The organism is Pseudomonas sp. PDM01 (assembly GCF_014852325.1).
GTDB classification, from domain to species: Bacteria; Pseudomonadota; Gammaproteobacteria; order Pseudomonadales; family Pseudomonadaceae; genus Aquipseudomonas; species Aquipseudomonas migulae.
Genome location: NZ_JACVBK010000013.1, coordinates 1 through 18,922, shown reverse-complemented (window position 1 = coordinate 18,922; position 18,922 = coordinate 1). Strand labels below are relative to the sequence as shown.

General features: G+C 63.2%; 14 protein-coding genes. 6 read left to right on the top strand and 8 right to left on the bottom strand.

Annotated features, from left to right (window positions below):
* Nucleotides 1–230: 230 nt before the first annotated feature.
* The 6 genes from IB246_RS26785 (at nt 231) to IB246_RS26760 (ending at nt 9,286) form a co-directional block, all read left to right on the top strand.
* A complete protein-coding gene (locus IB246_RS26785; protein WP_008028127.1) occupies nt 231–1,304 on the top strand; it encodes an ABC transporter substrate-binding protein in 1,074 nt (357 codons plus the stop codon).
* A 14-nt stretch (nt 1,305–1,318) separates the two neighbouring features.
* Entirely contained in the window at nt 1,319–2,542 is a 1,224-nt protein-coding gene (locus IB246_RS26780; protein WP_032832728.1) for a lipase family protein, read from the top strand.
* Between the two features lie 15 nt (nt 2,543–2,557).
* Nucleotides 2,558–3,766, top strand: coding sequence for an LLM class flavin-dependent oxidoreductase (locus IB246_RS26775; RefSeq protein ID WP_008042497.1), 1,209 nt, complete (start codon nt 2,558–2,560; stop codon nt 3,764–3,766).
* A 4-nt stretch (nt 3,767–3,770) separates the two neighbouring features.
* Nucleotides 3,771–5,360 carry an ABC transporter substrate-binding protein gene (locus IB246_RS26770; protein WP_008042500.1) on the top strand — a complete coding sequence of 530 codons (1,590 nt, stop codon included), beginning with the start codon at nt 3,771–3,773 and terminating at the stop codon, nt 5,358–5,360.
* A gap of 224 nt (nt 5,361–5,584) precedes the next feature.
* Nucleotides 5,585–8,167 (top strand): TonB-dependent receptor plug domain-containing protein, encoded by a 2,583-nt coding sequence (locus tag IB246_RS26765; protein ID WP_008042516.1) that lies wholly within the window; start codon nt 5,585–5,587, stop codon nt 8,165–8,167.
* Nucleotides 8,168–8,200: 33 nt separating this feature from the next.
* A complete protein-coding gene (locus tag IB246_RS26760; RefSeq protein ID WP_008042525.1) occupies nt 8,201–9,286 on the top strand; it encodes an LLM class flavin-dependent oxidoreductase in 1,086 nt (361 codons plus the stop codon).
* Nucleotides 9,287–9,434: 148 nt separating this feature from the next.
* On the opposite strand, the gene IB246_RS26755 is transcribed toward IB246_RS26760, so the two are convergent.
* From IB246_RS26755 to IB246_RS26720, 8 genes are all read right to left on the bottom strand, one after another.
* The gene (locus IB246_RS26755; RefSeq protein ID WP_008042528.1) at nt 9,435–9,893 is read right to left on the bottom strand and encodes an REP-associated tyrosine transposase; all 459 of its coding nucleotides are present in this window, start codon (nt 9,891–9,893) and stop codon (nt 9,435–9,437) included.
* 203 nt (nt 9,894–10,096) lie between these two features.
* Nucleotides 10,097–11,911 carry an ABC transporter ATP-binding protein gene (locus IB246_RS26750; RefSeq protein ID WP_008042530.1) on the bottom strand — a complete coding sequence of 605 codons (1,815 nt, stop codon included), beginning with the start codon at nt 11,909–11,911 and terminating at the stop codon, nt 10,097–10,099.
* Nucleotides 11,908–12,753, bottom strand: a complete 846-nt coding sequence (locus IB246_RS26745; protein WP_008042542.1) for an ABC transporter permease — start codon at nt 12,751–12,753, stop codon at nt 11,908–11,910. Before IB246_RS26745 ends, IB246_RS26750 begins: the two co-directional genes overlap by 4 nt.
* 10 nt (nt 12,754–12,763) lie before the next feature.
* Complete coding sequence (locus tag IB246_RS26740; protein WP_008029155.1) at nt 12,764–13,825, bottom strand: ABC transporter permease; 1,062 nt, start codon at nt 13,823–13,825, stop codon at nt 12,764–12,766.
* The gene (locus IB246_RS26735) at nt 13,818–15,386 is read right to left on the bottom strand and encodes an ABC transporter substrate-binding protein (RefSeq protein WP_008042544.1); all 1,569 of its coding nucleotides are present in this window, start codon (nt 15,384–15,386) and stop codon (nt 13,818–13,820) included. The genes IB246_RS26740 and IB246_RS26735 overlap by 8 nt, the downstream gene beginning before the upstream one ends.
* Before the next feature lie 10 nt (nt 15,387–15,396).
* Nucleotides 15,397–16,596, bottom strand: a complete 1,200-nt coding sequence (locus IB246_RS26730; RefSeq protein WP_008042546.1) for an LLM class flavin-dependent oxidoreductase — start codon at nt 16,594–16,596, stop codon at nt 15,397–15,399.
* A 139-nt stretch (nt 16,597–16,735) separates the two neighbouring features.
* Nucleotides 16,736–17,467, bottom strand: a complete 732-nt coding sequence (locus tag IB246_RS26725; RefSeq protein WP_008042548.1) for a class II aldolase/adducin family protein — start codon at nt 17,465–17,467, stop codon at nt 16,736–16,738.
* Nucleotides 17,468–17,482: 15 nt separating this feature from the next.
* Nucleotides 17,483–18,538 (bottom strand): ABC transporter substrate-binding protein, encoded by a 1,056-nt coding sequence (locus tag IB246_RS26720; protein ID WP_008042549.1) that lies wholly within the window; start codon nt 18,536–18,538, stop codon nt 17,483–17,485.
* Between the last annotated feature and the right edge of the window lie 384 nt (nt 18,539–18,922).

Genomic DNA, 18,922 nt, shown 5'->3' with positions numbered 1-18,922 from the left:
ATGGCGTCCTCAGAAACGCCGCAAGGTTTGAAGGCCCCATCGCCGGCAAGCCGGCTCCTACAAGGATTGGGTTCACAACGCTGGAACGTGAGCACACCGCAAAACCCTGTAGGAGCCGGCTTGCCGGCGATGACGTCCGCAGAAACGCCGCAAGGTTTGAAGGCCCCATCGCCAGCAAGCCGGCTCCTACAAAGACCGTGTTTCGCCAATAGCCATTTAGGGAGAGTTAAATGAAACGTTTCTGGCGCAACAGCCTGGTCGCCTTGACCGGGTTTCTGCTCAGTGCCACGGCGCTGGCCGGACAGGCACCGGCGTCGGTGAAGATCGCTATCGTCGCGTATACGCAGGGTGGCAAACCGGTATTCGGCGGGATCGCCGGGCGGGTGATCGAGGACGGTTGGCTGGAACAGCAACTGGCGCAGCGCGGCGTGAAGCTCGACTGGATCGCCCTACCCCACGCCGGCGCCGGGCCACAGATCAACGAAGGTTTCAGCAACAACAGCATCGACTTTGCCGTGCGCGGCGACCTGCCTTCCGTCATTGCCGGGGCTGGCGGCGTGCCGGGCAAGCTGATCGTGCCCGGGGGCAGCGGCAACAACATCTATCTGGTGGTGCCCGCCGGTTCCAGCGCCAACAGCATCGACGACCTCAAGGGTAAACGCCTGGCCCTGCATCGCGGTCGTCCGTGGGAGTTCGCGTTCAGCAACTTCCTCGCCAGCAAGGGCCTGAAGCTCGACGATTTCAAGATCGCCAACCTCAATCCGCAAGTCGGCGCCGCAGCGGTGTCCGCCGGCAAAGTCGATGCGGCCGTATTGCTCAGCGAAGCCTATGCGCTGGAAGACAAAGGCGTCGGCAAGATCATCTGGTCGACCAAGCAAGGCGCCAACGACTGGCGTCTGGTCTCCGACCTCTGGGGCACCGACAGTTTTGTCGCGCAGCACCCGGACATTACTCAACTGCTGGCGACCGCCTGGATCAAAGCCGCCTGGTGGATCTCCCAGGAACAAAACCAGGACGCCTACTACGAACTCTCCTCCCGCGCCGGCACCGCTGAAAGCGTGCTGCGCCGTGACGACCAGAACGATCCCGTGGCCTGGAAAGACCGCTGGGCGCCGAAAAGCGACCAGCAACTCAAGGCCCACTATCAGGCGCTGACCGCCTATGCGCTGGCCAACCACCTGATTCGCGACACCTACGACATCACCCCTTCGCTGGCCACCGGTTTCACCAACCAGGCGCTGATCGATCTGAAACTCACCGACTACTGGCCGGCCCTGCGCGGCCAGGTCAGCAACAATCCATGAATAGGGAAATCCAGATGAAACTGCCGCAACAATTCGTTTTCGGTCTGAGCGTCCTGGCGCTGTCCATGAGTGCCATGGCCGCCGGTGCCCACACCCCCAAACCCGACCCGCAGCAAGGCGATGGCCGCGTCTCGGCGTTCTACACCTGGCAAGAGGTGATCCCGGCCACGCCAGGCAAACTGCTGCGCAGCGAGCCGCTGGAAAAAACCCTGAGCCTGCCCAACGCTACCAGTGCGCAGCGGATTCTCTACACCTCCACCGACGGCATCGACAACAAGACGCCGATCGTGGTCTCCGGCACGTTGTTCCTGCCCAAAGGCAAGGCGCCCGCAGGTGGTTGGCCGGTCGCCAGCTGGGGGCATGGCACGGTCGGTGTGGCCGATGTGTGCGCGCCGTCCTGGCAAGGTCGCTCCTACCGTGACGTGCAATACCTCAGCCGCTGGCTGGATGAAGGTTATGCCATCGTCGCCACCGACTATCAGGGCCTCGGCGTCCCCGGCGGTCACCCGCTGCTGAACAATCGCATGGCCGCCTACGGCATTCTCGACGCGGCAAAAGCCGTGGTTGCGGGCGTTCCGGGGCTGGCCAACAAAGTGCTGATCGTCGGTCAGTCCCAGGGTGGCGCGGGCGCCTTCGCCTCGGCGGCCTATGCCCCGACCTACGCGCCGGACCTCGGCGTCAAAGGCAGCATCGGCACCGGTGTTATTTACACCGTCGGCGCGAAAAACGTCGGCGAACAGGACGTCAACAAAGTCGATGCGTCCCTCGCCTACGGCTTCTACACCCTGCTCGCGGCCCAGCAATACGACCCGAGTATCAACCCCAAGGATTTCTACACCGACAAGGCCCTGCCGCTGTTCGAGCAAGCGCGCACCAGTTGCCTGGCAGCGCTGGTCAGCGATGTGGTCGGCGTCGGCCTGACCCCGGCCAATGCCAAGAAAGACTACAAGGGCGACCAGCTCGCCGCATGGCAAAAACAGGTTTCCTACCCGACGCTGAAACTGGCCCAGCCGATCTTCATCGGCACCGGCGCCGAAGACAAAACCCCGGCCGCCTCGACACAGGTCGCGCTGATGCAGGACGCCTGCAAGACCGGCTCGGTGGTTGAAGGCCATCTCTACAAAGGGCTGGGCCACAGCGAAACGGTCAACGCCTCGCTCAAGGACTCGGTGCCGTTCGCGCACAAGGTCATCAACGACCAGCCCATCACCCCGATCTGCAGCCCCAGCGTGCAGTAAGACGGAGCCTTCGACATGAGTATTGAATTCTTCACCCGCCTGCCCCTGCATGGCGAAACCCAATTCCTCCCCGGCGACCCGCGCAACCGTGGCGACTGGCACCGTGGCGGCCCGAGCACCGGCGCCGTCTCGGGGTTCAGCGTCGGCGATCACTTCACCTACATCGACTACCTCGGGCAGATCGCCAAGGCTGCCGAGATCAACGGTTTCGGCGGTGCGCTGATGGTCAACGCGCCCTCCGGCGAGGAACCGTGGACGGTCTGCTCGCTGCTGGCCCGGGAAACCCGCACGCTGAAATTCGTCACCGCGTTCCAGCCCTACCACTACACGCCGTGGGTGGCGGTGCAGCAGGCCGCGACCTATCAACGGGCGACCGGCAACCGCCTGGTGTGGAACATCATCAACGGCGGTTCGGATGCGATTCAGCGCCAGGTCGGCGATTTCAGTGATCACGATGAGCGTTATGAGCGCGCCATCGAGTTCATGGACGTGGTCAAGGGTTACTGGCACAACGAGAATTTCCACTACGAGGGCAAATTCTACAAGGCCGAGGGCGGTGGTCTGCGCGGGCCGTTGAAGAAAGCCGAACTGCCGCTGATCTGCACCGCCGGCTCGTCGATTCCAGCCCGGGAATTCGCTGCCAAACACGCTGATTTCTACCTGATGCGCGCCGAGCACCCGAACGAAATTGCCGCGCTGATCGCCGACATTCGCGAGCGCGCGCTGAAGTACGGGCGCAGCGACATTCGCTTCGGTCTGTCGATTGACGTCATCACCCGCGAAACCGAGGAACTGGCCCGCACCGAAGCCAGGCGCTTCTTCGATGAAGGCATCGCCAGGGGCGCGGTCAAGGCCGTGGCCGCGCATGCCGGGCTGCGCACCGCGCGCAAACTTAGCTATGAAAACGAGTTCGCGCAGAAGACGGAAACCCAGAGTTTCGATGACTTTTTCATCCACCCGAATGTGTGGACCGGCTTCGGCTACATCGGCATTCCGCCGGGCTGCGCGCTGGTGGGCAGTTATGAAAATGTCGTGGCGCGGATTCGCGAGTACAACGCCATCGGCATCGACCTGTTCTTCCTCGCCGGTTACCCGCATCTGGAAGAAGCCTATCGCCTGGGAGAGCACATCCTGCCGCACTTTCGCGGCGAACGCGCCGAACTGAGCCGCCCGCTGCCGGCGCCGCTGGAACTGCGTTCCGCCAACGGCCCGGCCGGAGCCTGATGCCATGAGCGAGGATCATTCATTGTTCAGTCGCCGGGACTTTCTCGGTCACAGCGCACTGCTCGGCGGCGGTTTGCTGCTCGGTGGCGGCCTGCTCGCCGGGTGTGGCCCGAGCGGCGAAAAAACGGCGGCGACGATTGCCACTGCCGACGATCAGCCGCGTTATGGCGGACGCCTGCGCCTGGGGATTCTCGACGGCAACCAGAGCGGCAACCTCGATGCGCACAAACCCATCGGCAGCGGCATCGTTCGCGGCTTTGCGCTGTACAGCAAGCTGTGGGAATGGGACGAACAGATGCAGCCGCGCCTGGCCCTCGCCGAGTTCGCCGAGCCGAATGCCGATGCCAGCAGCTGGACGTTGCGCCTGCGCCCCGGGCTGGAATTCCACCACGGCAAGACCATCGATGCCGATGACCTGATCTTCTCGATCCGCCGCCTCACCGACCCGCAACTGGCCTCGCCCTATGCCGCGCTGTTGCACTGGGTGGACCGCGACAATCTGGTCAAGCTTGACTCGCGCACCGTGCGCCTGAACTTCCGTGAAGGCCGCAGCTATATGCCGCTGGCGGAAACCTGGGTCAACTTCGGCGGCATCGTGCCGGTGGACTATCACCCGGTGAGCAACCCGGTGGGCGCAGGTCCCTACAAACTGAAAAGCTTCACCCCCGGCCAGCGCTCGCTGTTCACCCGCTTCGAGAACTACTACAAGGACGGCAAACCCTACGCCGACGAACTGGAAATCATCGACTTCAAGGATCAGGTTTCGCGCTTGGCGGCCCTGCGTTCCGGGCAGATCGACATGGCCAACGTGATGCCCACCGAACAGCTGGAAGTGCTGCAGCACGACCCTCGGCTCAAGGTGCTGAAATCGGTGACCGGCAACTGGTTGTCGTTCGACATGAACCTCGACAAGCCACCGTTCAACGATCCACGGGTGCGCGAGGCCTTTCGCCTGCTGGCGGATCGCGAAGAACTGGTGCGCCGGGCGCTCAACGGTCAGGGCCGCGTGGCCAACGACCTGTATGCGCCGAGCGATCCGACCTTCAACCACACGCTCGGGCCGCGTCCCCACGATCCGCAGCGCGCGGCGCAATTGCTCAAGGAGGCGGGCTACGAAAACCTTGAACTGGAACTGGTGACCACGCCGGGGCCGGGGCTGACGTCGGCGCTGGTGCTGGCCGAACAGGCCAAGCGCATTGGCGTCACACTCAAGGTCAAGCAAGTGGACCTGGCCACGTTCCAGGGACCGCTGCGCACCGACTGGACCTTGAGCACCGGCGGCAGCATCGGCGCGCCGTTCCTGGCCAGTGCGATCCACACCGACGCGCCGTTTGCCGTGGCCAACAAGACGCACTTCAAGGATGCGCAGTTCAGCGAGCTGTTTCTGGCGGCCATGGCCCAACCCGATCTGGAGAAACGCAAAGCGTTGGTGCATCAGGTTCAACAGATCCAGTACGAACGCGGCGGCATGCTGATCTGGGGCTACGCCGACCTGCTCGACAGCGTGGCCAACCGCGTAGGCGGCGCGGCGGCGGAAGAGTCGCTGTTCAGCACCTGGCGGTTTGAAAAGCTCTGGTTGAAAGACACCGCCTGATCCGCACCAGCGCTGGAGATTGACACGAAACGGCCTGCCTGACACCCCGGCGAATCATGCGGCGTGGTCCACCTGATGCCACACGGACCTGTAGGAGCCAGCTTGCTGGCGATAGCGTCATAACGGCCGCCATCGCCAGCAAGCTGGCTCCTACAGAGTCGGTGGAGTGTCAGTCGAATTGTGTTTAGGCAATTCCATAAATTTATCTATCGAGGCACATTTTCATGCCCTCTATCGGCTCCGTTCGTCCCGCTTCTGGCCACGCCCTGGCGTTGGTCATGGTTTCTACCCTGTCGATGCCGACCTTCGCCGCCGACACCCAACTGCAAACCGTCACCGTCCAGGCCAGTGCCAGCGATTCCGACGATGACGCGCTGCCCACCCGGCCACCCACGTCGGTCTACGGCGGCATCGAAACCAAGGTGCTCGACACGCCGCGCTCCATCACCCAGATCAACGCCGAGCAACTGGCCAGCGACTCGATCCGCAGCGCCGATGACCTGGTGAAATACGCCCCCGGCATTACCCGCGGCGGCGGCCAGAACGCCGGCCTCGCCCCGCAGTTCCGCGCCCAGGGTTCCGAAGTGTTCCAGGACGGGCAACGCGCATACGGCGTGCGCCACCCGGCCAACTTCAACGCCTACGAAGGCGCCGACATCGTCGCCGGCCCGTCCTCGGTGACCTACGGTTCGGTGTCGGGCAGTGGCGGCTACGTCAATTACCTGAGCAAGAAGCCCAATTTCAACGAATTCAAAACCAAACTCAGCGGCGAACTGGGCGCCTGGGTGCCGGACGGTGAATCCCGCGATTCCAGTAAATTCAGCATCGACAACACCGGTCCGCTGACCGACAACCTCGCCTATCGCTTGAGCATCACCAAACAGCGCCAGGAAGACTTCTACGACAACGTCGACAACAACTTCGACGCGTTCTACGGCGCGCTCGCCTGGCGCAACGACAATGTGCGGGTCGACTGGAACGCCAGCTACGACAATTACTACGACTACAACATCACCCACGGCTGGAACCGCGCCAACCAGGAACTGGTGGACAGCGGCAAGTACTACGCCGGGCGCGCCACGCCGATCATCCAGAACGGCAACACCCTGTGGTCGCCGGTGCTGGCGTCCGGCGCGGCCGATGCGCCGACCCTCGGCTGGGTCAAACGCCAGCGCAACGCACAGGGTCAATACAGCGTGGTCAACGGCAGCTTCCAGACGGCCTCGCCCAACACCCAAAGCAACCCCGGCAGTTTGCGCGGCTGGGTGTATGACCCGACATTGACGGGCAATGGCCTGACCAGCCTGTCATCACAAACCGGCCAGCGCGACGAGGATGAAAACAGCTCGCGGCGCTTCACCACACAGCTGCGGGTCGAAGCCGATCTGACACCAACCATCACCCTGGCCAACAGCACCTTCTACCAGCGCTCCAAAGACATGACCGATGCGGTCGGTTCTTTCCAGGTGCAGTCCAAGGACAACCTGTTCGATAACCGCTTCGAATTCCGCTCGCGCAACGAAGTGCAGCTCGGCGGCCTGACCCTGCGCGATGACAGCAACACCGGGGTGATCTACCGCCGCGAGTTCAACCAGTCGATCGCCGCCAACAACAATTTCGGCTCGACCATCAACGCCTATGACTTGACCCAGGACCCGTCGGGCAAGAATCCCGGCACTTTGCTGGGCCTGACCGGCTCCAATCCCGCCGGCGGCAATGGCGCGTGGATCGGCCAGCCCGGCGTGGCGCAGTTTTCCAACTACTACGGCTGGCTGAATCTGCCGGCAATGTACCCGGCGGGCCACGGTTTATACGCCGAGTCGGTGGCGCCCTACACCGCCGAAAGCACCTGGACCACCAAGACCCTGTTCAGCCAGCACAACCTGCGATTCGGTGACAGTGTCGGTCTGAACATTGGCGCCAGCCGCAGCTGGATCGACGCTGAAATCGAGAACCCGTTCGTGCTGGCCGGCGGCAATCCGCGCAAGGACAGCGACAATTATCGGCTGTTCGCGTTTCAGGTCAGCCCGTACATCAAACCGACCGAAAACAGCACGCTGTATTACACCTTCGATCGCTCATTGGCGGTCAATACCGGGTTCTTCTCCAACGGCCTCGGCTGGGGCAGCGGCGCCGGTGCCAATCAGCTCAACCCGCTGGCCTTCCAGAGCCTCAGCGTGTTGCACGAAGTCGGGCTGAAAGTCGAAGCGGTGCCCAACGAACTGTTCATGACCCTGGCCGCGTTCAAGCAGGCTCGGGATCAATCGCCCGACAGCAATAACAACATTGCCCGACTGGTGATCAAGGGCGTGGAATCGACCCTTCGCTACCAGCCGGACAATCACCTGCGCAGCGGCCTCAACCTGTCAAAACTCAGCGCCTACAACGAGTTTGCCTCACAGGCCGGTTTCGCCTCGGCCGGGTTTGTGCCCGACAACGGCACGGTGTTCGGCGACAACAACAGCCTCAATCAGCGGCCGTCCGGGCGCTTCGACGCGGTGCAGATTCCCGAGTACACCGCCAGCGGTTATGTCGACTATCGCTTCGACTCGGGCTTCGGCGCCGAGCTGTCCGGCTGGTGGACCAGCAGCTGGTATTTGAACCTGAGCAAGACCGTGAAAATCCCCGACGAGTACAACCTCGACCTCGCGGTGTATTACCGCCAGCCGCAATGGAGCACCACGTTGCGGGTGCTCAACCTGACCAACGAGCTGAACTTCGTCAGTGGCCTGGCCGGCTCCACCAATACCTTTTTGCAACCCATGCCTGGCCGCACGTTGCTGGCCCAGGTGGATTACCAGTTTTAACGCAGCGGCACCTATCGCTATCAGGAGTGTTCCATGTCCATTGAATTTGTCGGCATGATTTTCCCCCGCCAGTGGTCCGAGACCCGTGGCATTCGCAGCGCGGATTTCGATCTGGACTTTATCCGCCATCACGCCCGCGCCCATGAACACGCAGGCTTCGACCGGGTGCTGATCGCCAGCGGCCCGGGCAGCGCGGACAGTTTGCAGATTGCGGCCTACGCGGCGGCGCACACCGAGCGCTTGGGTTTCATGATCGCCCATCGTCCGGCATTGAACGCCCCCACCGCCGCTGCCCGAGCCTTCGCGACACTCGATCACACCACCGGCGGCGGGCGAATTCGCCTGCATGCGATTACCGGCATCACCGCCGAACCCCAGGAAGGCGACTTCCTGCTGGACAAGACCGAACGCTACAAGCGCACCGATGAGTACCTGGAGATCGTCCGGCGCATCTGGACGGCTGAAGAACCGTTCGACTTCGAGGGGCAGTATTTCAACATCAAGGGCGCCTTCTCGCCGGTCAAGCCATTGCAGCAGCCGCACATTCCGATTTCCTTTGGCGGGTCGTCGGACATTGCCTATCAGATCGCGGTGAAACACGCGGACCTGTATGCGCTGTGGGGCGAACCGCTGAGCGGCGTCGCCGAACAGATCGGCAAACTGCGCGCGGCGGCAAGTACGGCGGGCGTGGAGGCGCCACGGGTGAGCCTGTCCGTGCGCTTGATTCTGGGGGCGACTGAAGAATTGGCGTGGCAGCGGGCGGAGCAGATTCTGGAACAGATCAAGGCCAATCCACAGTTCGCCGCCGGCAGCCCCTGGCAAAAACGCATCAAGGGCACCGGCTCCGAACGCTTGCTCGCCGCTGCGGCACAAGGTGATCGTCACGACCGCGCCCTGTGGATGCCCACCGCCACCGCCGTCGGCGCCTACGGCGACACCACCGCCCTGGTCGGCACCCCGGAAACCGTGGCCCAGGCGTTGCTCGATTACGTCGACCTGGGCGTGACCACCTTCCTCAATCGTGGTTATGACCCGTTGTACGACACCGTCGATTACGGCCGCTGGATCATCCCGGCGGTGCGCGAGGAAGCACGGCGGCGCAAGGCGCGGGTGACGTAACGTTCACCATCGAATCGTCGGAACGCCGCCCGCAGCAAGCCGGCTCCTACAGATTTGTGTCGCGCCACAACTCTGCGTACATACACGGACTCTGTAGGAGCCGGCTTGCTGGCGATGGCGGCCTGACAACCACCACCGACTATCCCGGCTACAACCATTTGGCATCCCACAGCGGATAATCATGCACCCGCGTGACAAGCCCCGCGCGCAATGGATTGGCAACGATGTACCGGGCCACCGCCAACAAATCCTCCTCCCGACGAATCGCCCGATCATGAAAGCCTCTTTGCCAAAGCGCCCCCCTGCGTTGCAGACGTGCATTCACCGCCCTGGCACTGCGCGATTTGGTCGCCAACATCAACGCCGGCAATGTGCTGTTCTTCAATTCGACCAGCCAATGGAAATGGTCGGGCATCACCACCCATGCCAGTGAGTCAGCCCATTCTTCTGTCTGGGACTGGCGAAACTGTTCCACCACCAAGCGTCCCACGCGCCAATTGGCGAAGACCGGATCACGGTTATGGGTAACGGCAGTGAGCAGGTAGATTTGACCGGATTCGGAATAGCGCCCGGCGCGCAGGTGGTTAGCGTGGGGAAGATCGGGCATTCCATTGCCCTCCTGTGTTTTTGGGAGAAACACAAGGCTAGTGCGCGGAAGTCATGATCGATGCCAAAGTTCAGTTCTGAATGTGTCTGGACGATCGCCATCGCCAGCAAGCCGGCTCCTACAGGTTTGTGTCGCGCCACATTTCTGCGTACACACACATACTCTGTAGGAGCCGGCTTGCTGGCGATGGCGATGGTAGCTGCCTACAAAGATCCACCGCCCAACGTCGGCGAATTCTCCAGCAACGTACGCGTATACGCCGCCTGCGGCTGATCCAGCACATCGTCCACCGCCCCCTGTTCCACCACCCTTCCCAGCTTCAGCACCAACACCCGGTCGGCAATCGCGCGAACCACGCCGAGGTCGTGGGTGACGAACAACAGGGTCAGTCCTTCGATTTGCAATTGCCGCAACAACGCCAGGATCGAGGCCTGCACCGACACGTCCAGCGCCGAGGTAATTTCATCGCAGATCAGCAGTTTCGGCTCACACACCAGCGCCCGGGCAATGGCCACGCGCTGGCGCTCGCCGCCGGACAGGCTGTGCGGATACAGATCGGCCACCGACGCTGGCAGCGACACCCGCTTGAGCACCGCATCCACGCGCTGGCGCGCAACGTTGCCCTTGATGCCGAAGAAGTGTTCCAGCGGCGCACTCAGGGTCTGGTAAACGGTCTGTCGCGGGTTCAGCGCCCGGTACGGGTTCTGAAAAATGTACTGAATCTGATGCCGTTGCCGCCCGTCACGTCGGCGGGCCGACAAGCTCAGCGGCACACCCGTATAGTGCAAGTCGCCCTCGGCGTTTTCCCCGAGCCCGGCGATGGCCCGGGCCAGGCTGGTCTTGCCAGAACCGGATTCGCCCACCAGCGCCAGGCATTCCCCGGCGGCCACTCGCAGAGAAACGTCGAACAACACCTGTCGATCGTAGGCCACGTTCAAGTCTTTGATCTCCAGCAGCGGCGCCCGCTCCACCGGCACACCGACAGCCGACACCGGCGCCTGGGCAACTAGCTGCAAGGCCTGTAGATGCGGATCGAGACACGCCACTCGCTGCGCTGAAGACAGGTCGTGCAAGGCCGGCTCAGCCTGCGAGCAATCGGCGGCGCGACGCGAACACCTGGGCGCGAAAGCACAGCCGTGCGGCCGCTGCCCCGGTGCCGGGGCATGCCCCGGGATCGCCTGCAAATCGCGACGCTGCGCCACATCGGGAATCGCCGCCAGCAGGCCTCGGGTGTACGGATGAGCCGGCCGCGTGAATAACGCTTCACGGTCGGCGACTTCAACGATGCGCCCGGCATACATCACCATCACCCGGTCGACCAGGTCCTTGATCACCGCAAGGTCGTGGGACACGTACACCGCCGCCACGCCGAGGCTTTTGCACAAGCGGCGCAAGGTCGCGAGGATGTGCGCCTGAGTGGTGACGTCCAGCGCCGTGGTCGGTTCATCGAGGACGATCAACTGCGGACGCAGGACAAACGCCAGCGCCAGCATCACCCGTTGCTGCTGCCCACCGGAGAGCTGATGGGGGAAGCGCCGCAAAAACGCTGCATCATCTGGCAAGCCAACATCACGCAAGGTATCGACGATGCGCTGCTGTTGCGCCGCACGATCCAGTTCAATCTGATGCGCACCGAGGGTTTCGCGCAGCAGACTGCCGATGCGCAGCGCCGGATTCAGCGCCGTCGCCGGGTCCTGCGCGACGTAGCCGATCAGGCTGCCACGGGCCCGGCGCAACGCTTCGCCCTCAAGCGTCAACAACGAATGACCCGACACCTCGACCTGCCCGCCGACAATCCGCGCCCCGCGTCGGGCATGGGCGAGCAACGCGGTGGCCAGGGTCGTCTTGCCGGAGCCAGACTCGCCGACCAACCCAAGAATTTCGCCGGCCTCAAGGCTGAACGAAACCCCGGACAGCACGTCAATCTGTCCCGCCAACTCGACCCGCAAATCCCGCACCTGCAACACCCCGGCAGTGGTCACCGGCGGGCGGGACTCGATCCCGGCAATCGCATTCATGGCTGCTTTTCTCCGATCCGTGAACTGCTGCGGCCGATGCCTTCAGCGAGGATATTGGTGCCATAGGCGAAAATGCCGATCAGGATCGCCGGGGCCAGCACCGCCCACGGCTGCACCAGCAAACCGGCCTGGTTTTCATTGATCATCAGCCCCCAATCGGCGGTCGGCGGTGCCACGCCGTAGCCGAGAAAACTCAGGCCCGAGAGCATGCCGACGCCCCAGGTCAGCATGTTGCCGAAATGCACCAGCAGCGGCGTGAGGATGTTTGGCAGGATCTCCCTGAACAGAATCCGCCGCCGCGAGTAGCCCATCATCTGCGCGGCCTCGACGAACTCCTGCCCCGCCACCGCCACCGCACTGCCACGGGCCAGGCGGATCACTCCGGGCGTGAAGGCGATGGCCACGGTCAGCACAATCAACCACGGCGCGCGGCCGAGCATGGAGACGATCAACAACACCAGAATCAGGTCGGGAAAGGCCAGCGACACGTCCGCCAGCCAGGTAATCAACTGGTCGAGCCGGCGCCGGGAAAAACCCGCCAGCAACCCCAAGGTGCTACCGGTCAACAGCGCAATCGAGGCCGCCGCAACGGACATCCACAACACCGAGAGGCCGCCACTGAGCAAGCGTGACACCACGTCGTGCCCGAGAAAGTCATAACCCAGCAACGCCGCGCCAACCGGTGCGCCGTATACCGAACCGAGCATTTCCGTCGGGCTGTGCGGCGCCAGCCACGGGCCAGACAACGCCAGTGTCACCACCAGCGCAGTGATCAGCGCGCCCTTGCGGGTTTGCGGTTCCGCCAGCCATACCTGCCAGCGCGAACATCGGGAGTCAGTCATGTTTTACCTCTCAAGGCGCCTTGGATGGGGAGCGTCGCCACCACGGCTGAATGCCCCGGCGGTTACGCTGAATCATGGTCACGCGGCGGGCGGTGCGCAGTTTTGGCGTAAGCAGCACGGTCAGCAGATCGGCGAGCAGGTTGATCAACACCACGCCGAGGGTGATCACCAGCACGATGGCCTGGACCATCGGCAAGTCGCGCATCTGAATCGCCGAATTCAACGAGGTGCCGATGCCGGGGTAACTGAAAATCACCTCGGCCAACAGCGCGCCGCCGATCAGCGTTCTCAGCGTCAACGCCACGCCTTGAATCGCCGGGATCAGTGCGTTGGGCAGCGTGTGGCGCCAGACGATGCGCCACTCGGGAATGCCGCGCAGGCGCGCAGCGATTACGTAGTCGGACTCCAGCGCCTCGATCATCGATGCCCGCACCATGCGCGTCAGGTACGGCAATGCCGACAGGCTCAGGGCCAACACCGGCAACACCAGGAACTGCAATTGACGCAGCAGCGACTTGTCCGGATCGAGGATCGACACCGCCGGCAGCAGGTCCATGTGCGGCATGGAAAACAGCAGCACCAGACCGATGGCCAACAGAAACCCCGGCGTGGCTTTAAGGAAGATCAGCAGCGACAGGCTCCAGCGATCCAGCCGACTGTCACGGCGCAACGCCAGGGAAACGCCGAGCAACAACGCCGCCGGCACCACCACCGCAATGACCCCGGCGAGCAGCGCCAGGGTGTAGCCGAAACGGCCGAACAGAATGCTGCCGACCGGCGCGTTGGAGTCGAGCGACACACCGAGTTCGCCGCTCAGGGCATGCCCGAGCCAGCGCAGGTACTGTTCGAGAATCGGCCGGTCCAGACCCAACTGGCGTTGCAAGGTGAGGATGCTTTCCAGCGGCGCGTCGGGGCCGAGAATCACCCGGGCCGGGTCCGAGGGCAGCGCCTGCGTGGCGATGAACACCACCAGGCTGATGACCCACGCCGTCAGCAATCCGTAAGCCAGGCGCCCGATAAACCACGACAGCCAGGCTGGCGTGCGGGGTTCTTTGCAAGAAGGCTCAGGCATGGTTCACCCACAATTCATCAAAACGCCAAGAGGCAAATGTGGTCTGTTCAGGTTGCAAACCGCCAACCCGCACCGATGCTGCGTCCAGCACATCGTTGAAGCCCCAGATCAACAAGCCACCGCGTTCGTGTTGAATGCCTTGCGCTTCGTGCACCAGCACTTTGCGTTGCTCAAGGTCGGGTTGCGCCAGCGCCTGGCGGTACAGCGCGCTGAAGCGTTCATCGTGGAAGTTGCTGCGGTTGTAGATGGCCTGTGGCGCATCGTTGTGCAGCGCCGACGCGAGAAAACCCCGGGCCGGTGTGGAGCCCGGCGACAGCAGCCAGTTTTCCCGTTGTGGACCGTTGAACACCGAGCCATCGACCTGGGTGACCTTGATCTCGACCCCGGCTTTTTTCGCCTGTTGCGCAAACACCAGCGCCGCGTTGACACCCGGCCCCGGCGTGGTGGTCAGCTCCACTCGCAGGTCGGTCTGCCCGGCCTGGCGCAACAGCGAACGCGCCTGTTCCAGGTCGTAGGGACGCTGGGCAATGCTGTGGTTGTAGGTGGGGTCGTGGGGCGAATACAGGTCGTTGGCGATGCGCCCGAAACCGTTGAGGCCACGGTCCACCAACTCGCGACGGTCGGCCAACAGGCGGAACGCCTGGCGCACCCGCTGATCCTGAAACGGTTGCTTCGCCAGATTCAGATTGAACCCGGTGAACGAGGTGCTCGGCGAGGCGTACAACCTCAGCCGCGAGTCAGCCTTGAGCAGTGCGCTGTGTTCGGCTTGCACGCCGCTGGCCACGTCAATTTGCCCGGCGCGCAGGGCGGCGGCGCGGGACACCTGGTCCTTGAACTCGATGATCTCCAGTTCATCGGCATAGGGTTGGCCGGGTTTGTAGTAATTCTCGAAGCGCTGATAAAGCGAGCGCTGGCCGGGAATGAAACTCTTGAGCTTGTAAGGGCCGGCGCCGACCGGGTTGCTGACGGGGTCATAATCGGTGGGGACGATGCCGCCGAAACTGATCAGGGTTTCATCCAGCGGGTAAAAGCTCTGGCCTTCCTTGAAGCGGATTTCGATGGTGCGCGCATCCAGTTTGCGCAACGCGTTGCGGTCGATCGCGCCCACCAGACCGGCAAACGGCGACGCCAGTTTCGGGTCGGTCAGGCGCAGGATCGAGAACAGCATGTCATCGGCGCCGATGCTCTTGCCGTGATGGAACTCCAGGCCCGGCTTGATGCGAATGGTCCAGGCGCTGGCGTCGGCGTTCGGCTCGGCAAACTCGGCCAGGGCCAGGCGCGTGCTGACGTCGGTGTTCCATTCCCAGAACTTGCTGTACAGCGCCCAGCCGCGAATGATCCCGCCGCCCACCGGTTTGTGCGCGTCGAGGTTGCCCGACTGATCGCCATCGATGATGCCGACCCGCAAGCGACCGCCGCGCACCGGGGTGCTGGACAAAACGGCCGCACCGTTGACCTGAGCCCCGCTGTCGCATCCGCTGAGCAGGCTGCTGCCGAGCAACAAGCCGCCACTGACCGCCAGGCCATTGCCGAGAAACCGGCGACGGGAAAATTCGTTCATCGCTGTCTCCTCAGACTCGCTCGGCCTGCGCTACACGCTGTGGTGCCGGTGTGCTGACACCCAGTTTCGGCACCTCGAAACCGTGATCCAGATCGAGCAACGGGAACAGCAGATCCGCCACCCGGTGCGCTTCATCGATCAGCGGGAAACCGGACAGAATGAATGCCGATGTGCCCTGCGCTTCGTATTCGCGAATTCGCTCGGCGACCTGCTCAGCACTGCCCACCAGGTAAGTGCCGGCTGCCGGGCCGAGGATGTTGAAGCCGAACAAGCTCGGGCCGAGCCAGACGTTCGGGTAGATCTCCAGATCCCGGGCCTTGGGCAAACGGCCGGCGCGAATGGCCTCGACGTTGCGCTGGATCTGCGGATCGTCGCTGTGGAAGTTTTCCAGGGTTTCGCCGGGCGGCAATTGACGTTCGATGGCCGTGCGCGCGGTTTGCAGCGAGGTACGTTGCAAGAGTTTCTCGGCGTGGGCCCAGGCCTCTTCCTCGGTTTCGCGAACGATGATTTGCAGGCGCGTGCCGAAGGTCAGCTCGCGGCCGATTTTCGCGGCTTCTGCTGCGACCTTGCGGAATTTCTCGCCGAGTTTCGGCGGGGTGTTGGCGAAGCTCAGGTACACGTCGAGCAGTTGCACCGAGTGCGCGACACCCGGCCCCGACGTGCCCGCGCCCCACAGTGGAATGCCAGGCTTTTGCTTCGGCGGATGCCAGCCACCCAACGGATGACTCGCGGCAGCCGCTGAACGGGGGGCGAGCTTGACGTACTGGCCGTCGAACCCCGAGGTGTCCCCGGCGTAGAAGCTCTGGAACGCACGCCAGTATTCGAGGCTGAAGTCATAACGTTCGTCGTGGGGGTAATGCACGCCGAGGGTGGCCAGGCCGGCGTCATTGCCGTTGACCACGTTGAACAGCAGGCGGCCGTTGGAGAATTGATCGAAGGTCAGCGCCCACTTGGCCAACACGGCTGGCGACAGTTCGCCGGGGTGTTGCGCGACCAGGAAGCGCAGGCGTTTCGTGGCGTCGATCAGCGCGGCCGAGACAGCGAGGCTTTCGTTGGGGCTGGAACCCAGCAGCGAACCGTAGTAACCGAGACGGTCGCTGGCCACGGCGAGTTGTTTCAGATGTTCGAAATCGGTTGTCCAGCGGCCTTCGGGTTCCCACGGATAAGGCCCGTCGGGGGTGGTGAGGTACCAGAGAATTTTTACAGCCATGGGTGTGTTCCTTGTAGGGGCAATGCACCTTTGTAGGAGCCGGCTTGCTGGCGATGGCGTCAGTGAAATCGGTGCAAGGCTCGAGGCCCTATCGCCAGCAAGCCGGCTCCTACAGGGGATGGTGGTGGCCTGGAGATTGTTAACTGCGCCGGTCGATGGCTGGCACCAGGCCCAGCTCGGTGGCTTTGTCGTACAGGCCGCTCATTTTCCATTGCTGGGTCAACACGCCAGGGCCATAGCCACGGGAGCCGCCGAGGGCGTCGGCGAGCAGTTGCAGTTGCGCGCCCTCCTCCAGCAACAGGATGAATTCGGCGGTGGCGCGCAGCCCTTGTTTGCCCCACACGGTGGAGCCGCCGTTGGCTTCGAGAATCGCCAGGTTGAAGGGGTTTTCGGCAATCTTGTCGAGGATGAAATCGACTTCCGGCTGCCGGCGGTCGATGTACACCGGCAACTCCCGGGCGAGCTGATAACGCTGCACCGGCACGTAGTGGAACGGCAGCGTGCGGTGGGTTTGCGCCCAGGCGCCGAGGTATGGCGAGTGCACATGGGACACGGTGGTCACATCGGCATGTTGCTGGAACAGTTTGGTGTAACGCCCCAACCCTCCCTTGCCTTTGCCGAAGATCACCTTGCCTTCGAAGTCGGTGACCGTGGCTTGCAGCGGCTTGCGGTAATTCCACGGGCCACCGTAGTTCACCGACACCAGCAGCTCCTGGCCCGGTACGCGCTCGATGAAACCAACGGTGCCGTTGGCGGTAATGGTGTTGGTTTCACGGAACACGGTGAAGGCTTCCTCAGCCTCGATCAGCACCTTGTCGATGAAGTTCTTCAGTTCTTCGCTGATCAGTTGTTCGTTGATGAGGACGGTCATGGCAATTCTCCAGAGTCAGGCGCGGCGCTTGGCCAACAGTTCATGGGCGGCTTGCAACGGGCGCGGATCGACCCAGTCTGCGATGGAAAAATCGCGTTCGAGGAAGCCGTGCAGGTAAAGGAAATCTTTCTGGGTATCGAGAAATTCCAGACGCTGTGCCGACAGGTCAGGCGCCAGCGTGGTGTGGAATTCACCGCGATAGGCTTCGGCGACACCGGCACTGCCGGCGCGGGTTTCTTCTTCGAGAATCGCGTTCAGCGCCTCGCGATTGTTCGCTGCCCAATCGGCGGCACTGAGGGTTTGCGCGAGAAAGCGCACGACCAGGTCGAAATGGTTGTCCAGCAGGCTCTGGTGGACCGTGATCGGGCGCGGCGTGCCATTGTTGATGCGATAGCGCGGCTCGGCGATCAGGTCGAGGTCAATGCCCACAACCAGGCCCAGACGCCGCGCGGCATCGGCGGCGGACGCGCCTTTGACGTACACCGCGTCGACTTCACCGCGCACCAGGTAATCGAGGCCCGACCACAGGCGTTGCAAGCCCTCTTGAGGATTCGCCGCCTGCTCCTGGTTTTGCAGCGCCACTTCCACCAGTTCGACGTCATCGAAGCCCAGCCCCGCCAGGCTCAACGCGCCTTTGTAGCCGTGCAGGCTCATGGCCCGAGCGATGCTGCCGGGGCGGGTTTCACCCCAGGCCGGCAGCGCCAGACGCTTGCCTTTGAGGTCTTGCGGACGCCGAATGCCAGAGTCCTGGCGAACCAGGATGGTTTGCCACTCTTCGATCCAGGTCAGGCCGATCAGGCGACTCGGCGCACCAGCGGCGCGTGCCGCCAGGGCCGGTACGTTGCCGCCTTCACGAAACAGGCCCGGCAACTCGTGATCGTAGTGGTGATGCCCCAGTTGCCGGGCCTCCTGCAAGGTCGACACCGGCAGGCCGTCAGCGGCGAATTCTTCGCTGAGCCAGCCGAGTTTGTAGGCGATGCCGGAAGCGGTCGGCACCGGGCAACGGGTGAACCAGATCTGCTCCAGTTCAGCCGGGGCAGCGGGTCGGGATTGTTTGGCAGCAAGCGTCATGGGCAGCTCCGTGGTTGGGCAAGTGTCTGTTGCCGGAGCTATTGCAGCGCCCGTGCCAAGAGCTGAAACGCCCGGTTTACGGGGCTTTGCGCCTGGCACCGAGCAAACAACCGACACTGATTGCTGGCCTGCCAGCAGCATTGCGCGGCGACTGCTGCTGGCCGAGCAGTCGCCTCCCCGGCATTGCTTCCCCAGCAACACCACCCCGCCCAACCCCTTGCCGGGCGGGCGTTCCAGCCCTTGGCGCAGAACTTGCTCAAGGCCCTTCAACGCCCGTGAAACACCGATCCCTTTGTAGGAGCCGGCTTGCTGCGGGCGGCGTTCCGACGATGGCGGTGCATCAGGCGACATCAATGTTGTTTGATCCGCCGCCATCGTCGGAAC

Excerpts from the sequence above, each read along its gene's own strand:
- IB246_RS26780 (WP_032832728.1), top strand. The coding sequence starts at position 1,319 with ATGAAACTGCCGCAACAATTCGTTTTCGGTCTGAGCGTCCTGGCGCTG.
- IB246_RS26745 (WP_008042542.1), bottom strand. The coding sequence starts at position 12,753 with ATGACTGACTCCCGATGTTCGCGCTGGCAGGTATGGCTGGCGGAACCG.
- IB246_RS26750 (WP_008042530.1), bottom strand. The coding sequence starts at position 11,911 with ATGAATGCGATTGCCGGGATCGAGTCCCGCCCGCCGGTGACCACTGCC.
- IB246_RS26730 (WP_008042546.1), bottom strand. The coding sequence starts at position 16,596 with ATGGCTGTAAAAATTCTCTGGTACCTCACCACCCCCGACGGGCCTTAT.
- IB246_RS26725 (WP_008042548.1), bottom strand. The coding sequence starts at position 17,467 with ATGACCGTCCTCATCAACGAACAACTGATCAGCGAAGAACTGAAGAAC.
- IB246_RS26755 (WP_008042528.1), bottom strand. The coding sequence starts at position 9,893 with ATGCCCGATCTTCCCCACGCTAACCACCTGCGCGCCGGGCGCTATTCC.
- IB246_RS26740 (WP_008029155.1), bottom strand. The coding sequence starts at position 13,825 with ATGCCTGAGCCTTCTTGCAAAGAACCCCGCACGCCAGCCTGGCTGTCG.
- IB246_RS26775 (WP_008042497.1), top strand. The coding sequence starts at position 2,558 with ATGAGTATTGAATTCTTCACCCGCCTGCCCCTGCATGGCGAAACCCAA.
- IB246_RS26720 (WP_008042549.1), bottom strand. The coding sequence starts at position 18,538 with ATGACGCTTGCTGCCAAACAATCCCGACCCGCTGCCCCGGCTGAACTG.
- IB246_RS26735 (WP_008042544.1), bottom strand. The coding sequence starts at position 15,386 with ATGAACGAATTTTCCCGTCGCCGGTTTCTCGGCAATGGCCTGGCGGTC.
- IB246_RS26770 (WP_008042500.1), top strand. The coding sequence starts at position 3,771 with ATGAGCGAGGATCATTCATTGTTCAGTCGCCGGGACTTTCTCGGTCAC.
- IB246_RS26785 (WP_008028127.1), top strand. The coding sequence starts at position 231 with ATGAAACGTTTCTGGCGCAACAGCCTGGTCGCCTTGACCGGGTTTCTG.
- IB246_RS26765 (WP_008042516.1), top strand. The coding sequence starts at position 5,585 with ATGCCCTCTATCGGCTCCGTTCGTCCCGCTTCTGGCCACGCCCTGGCG.
- IB246_RS26760 (WP_008042525.1), top strand. The coding sequence starts at position 8,201 with ATGTCCATTGAATTTGTCGGCATGATTTTCCCCCGCCAGTGGTCCGAG.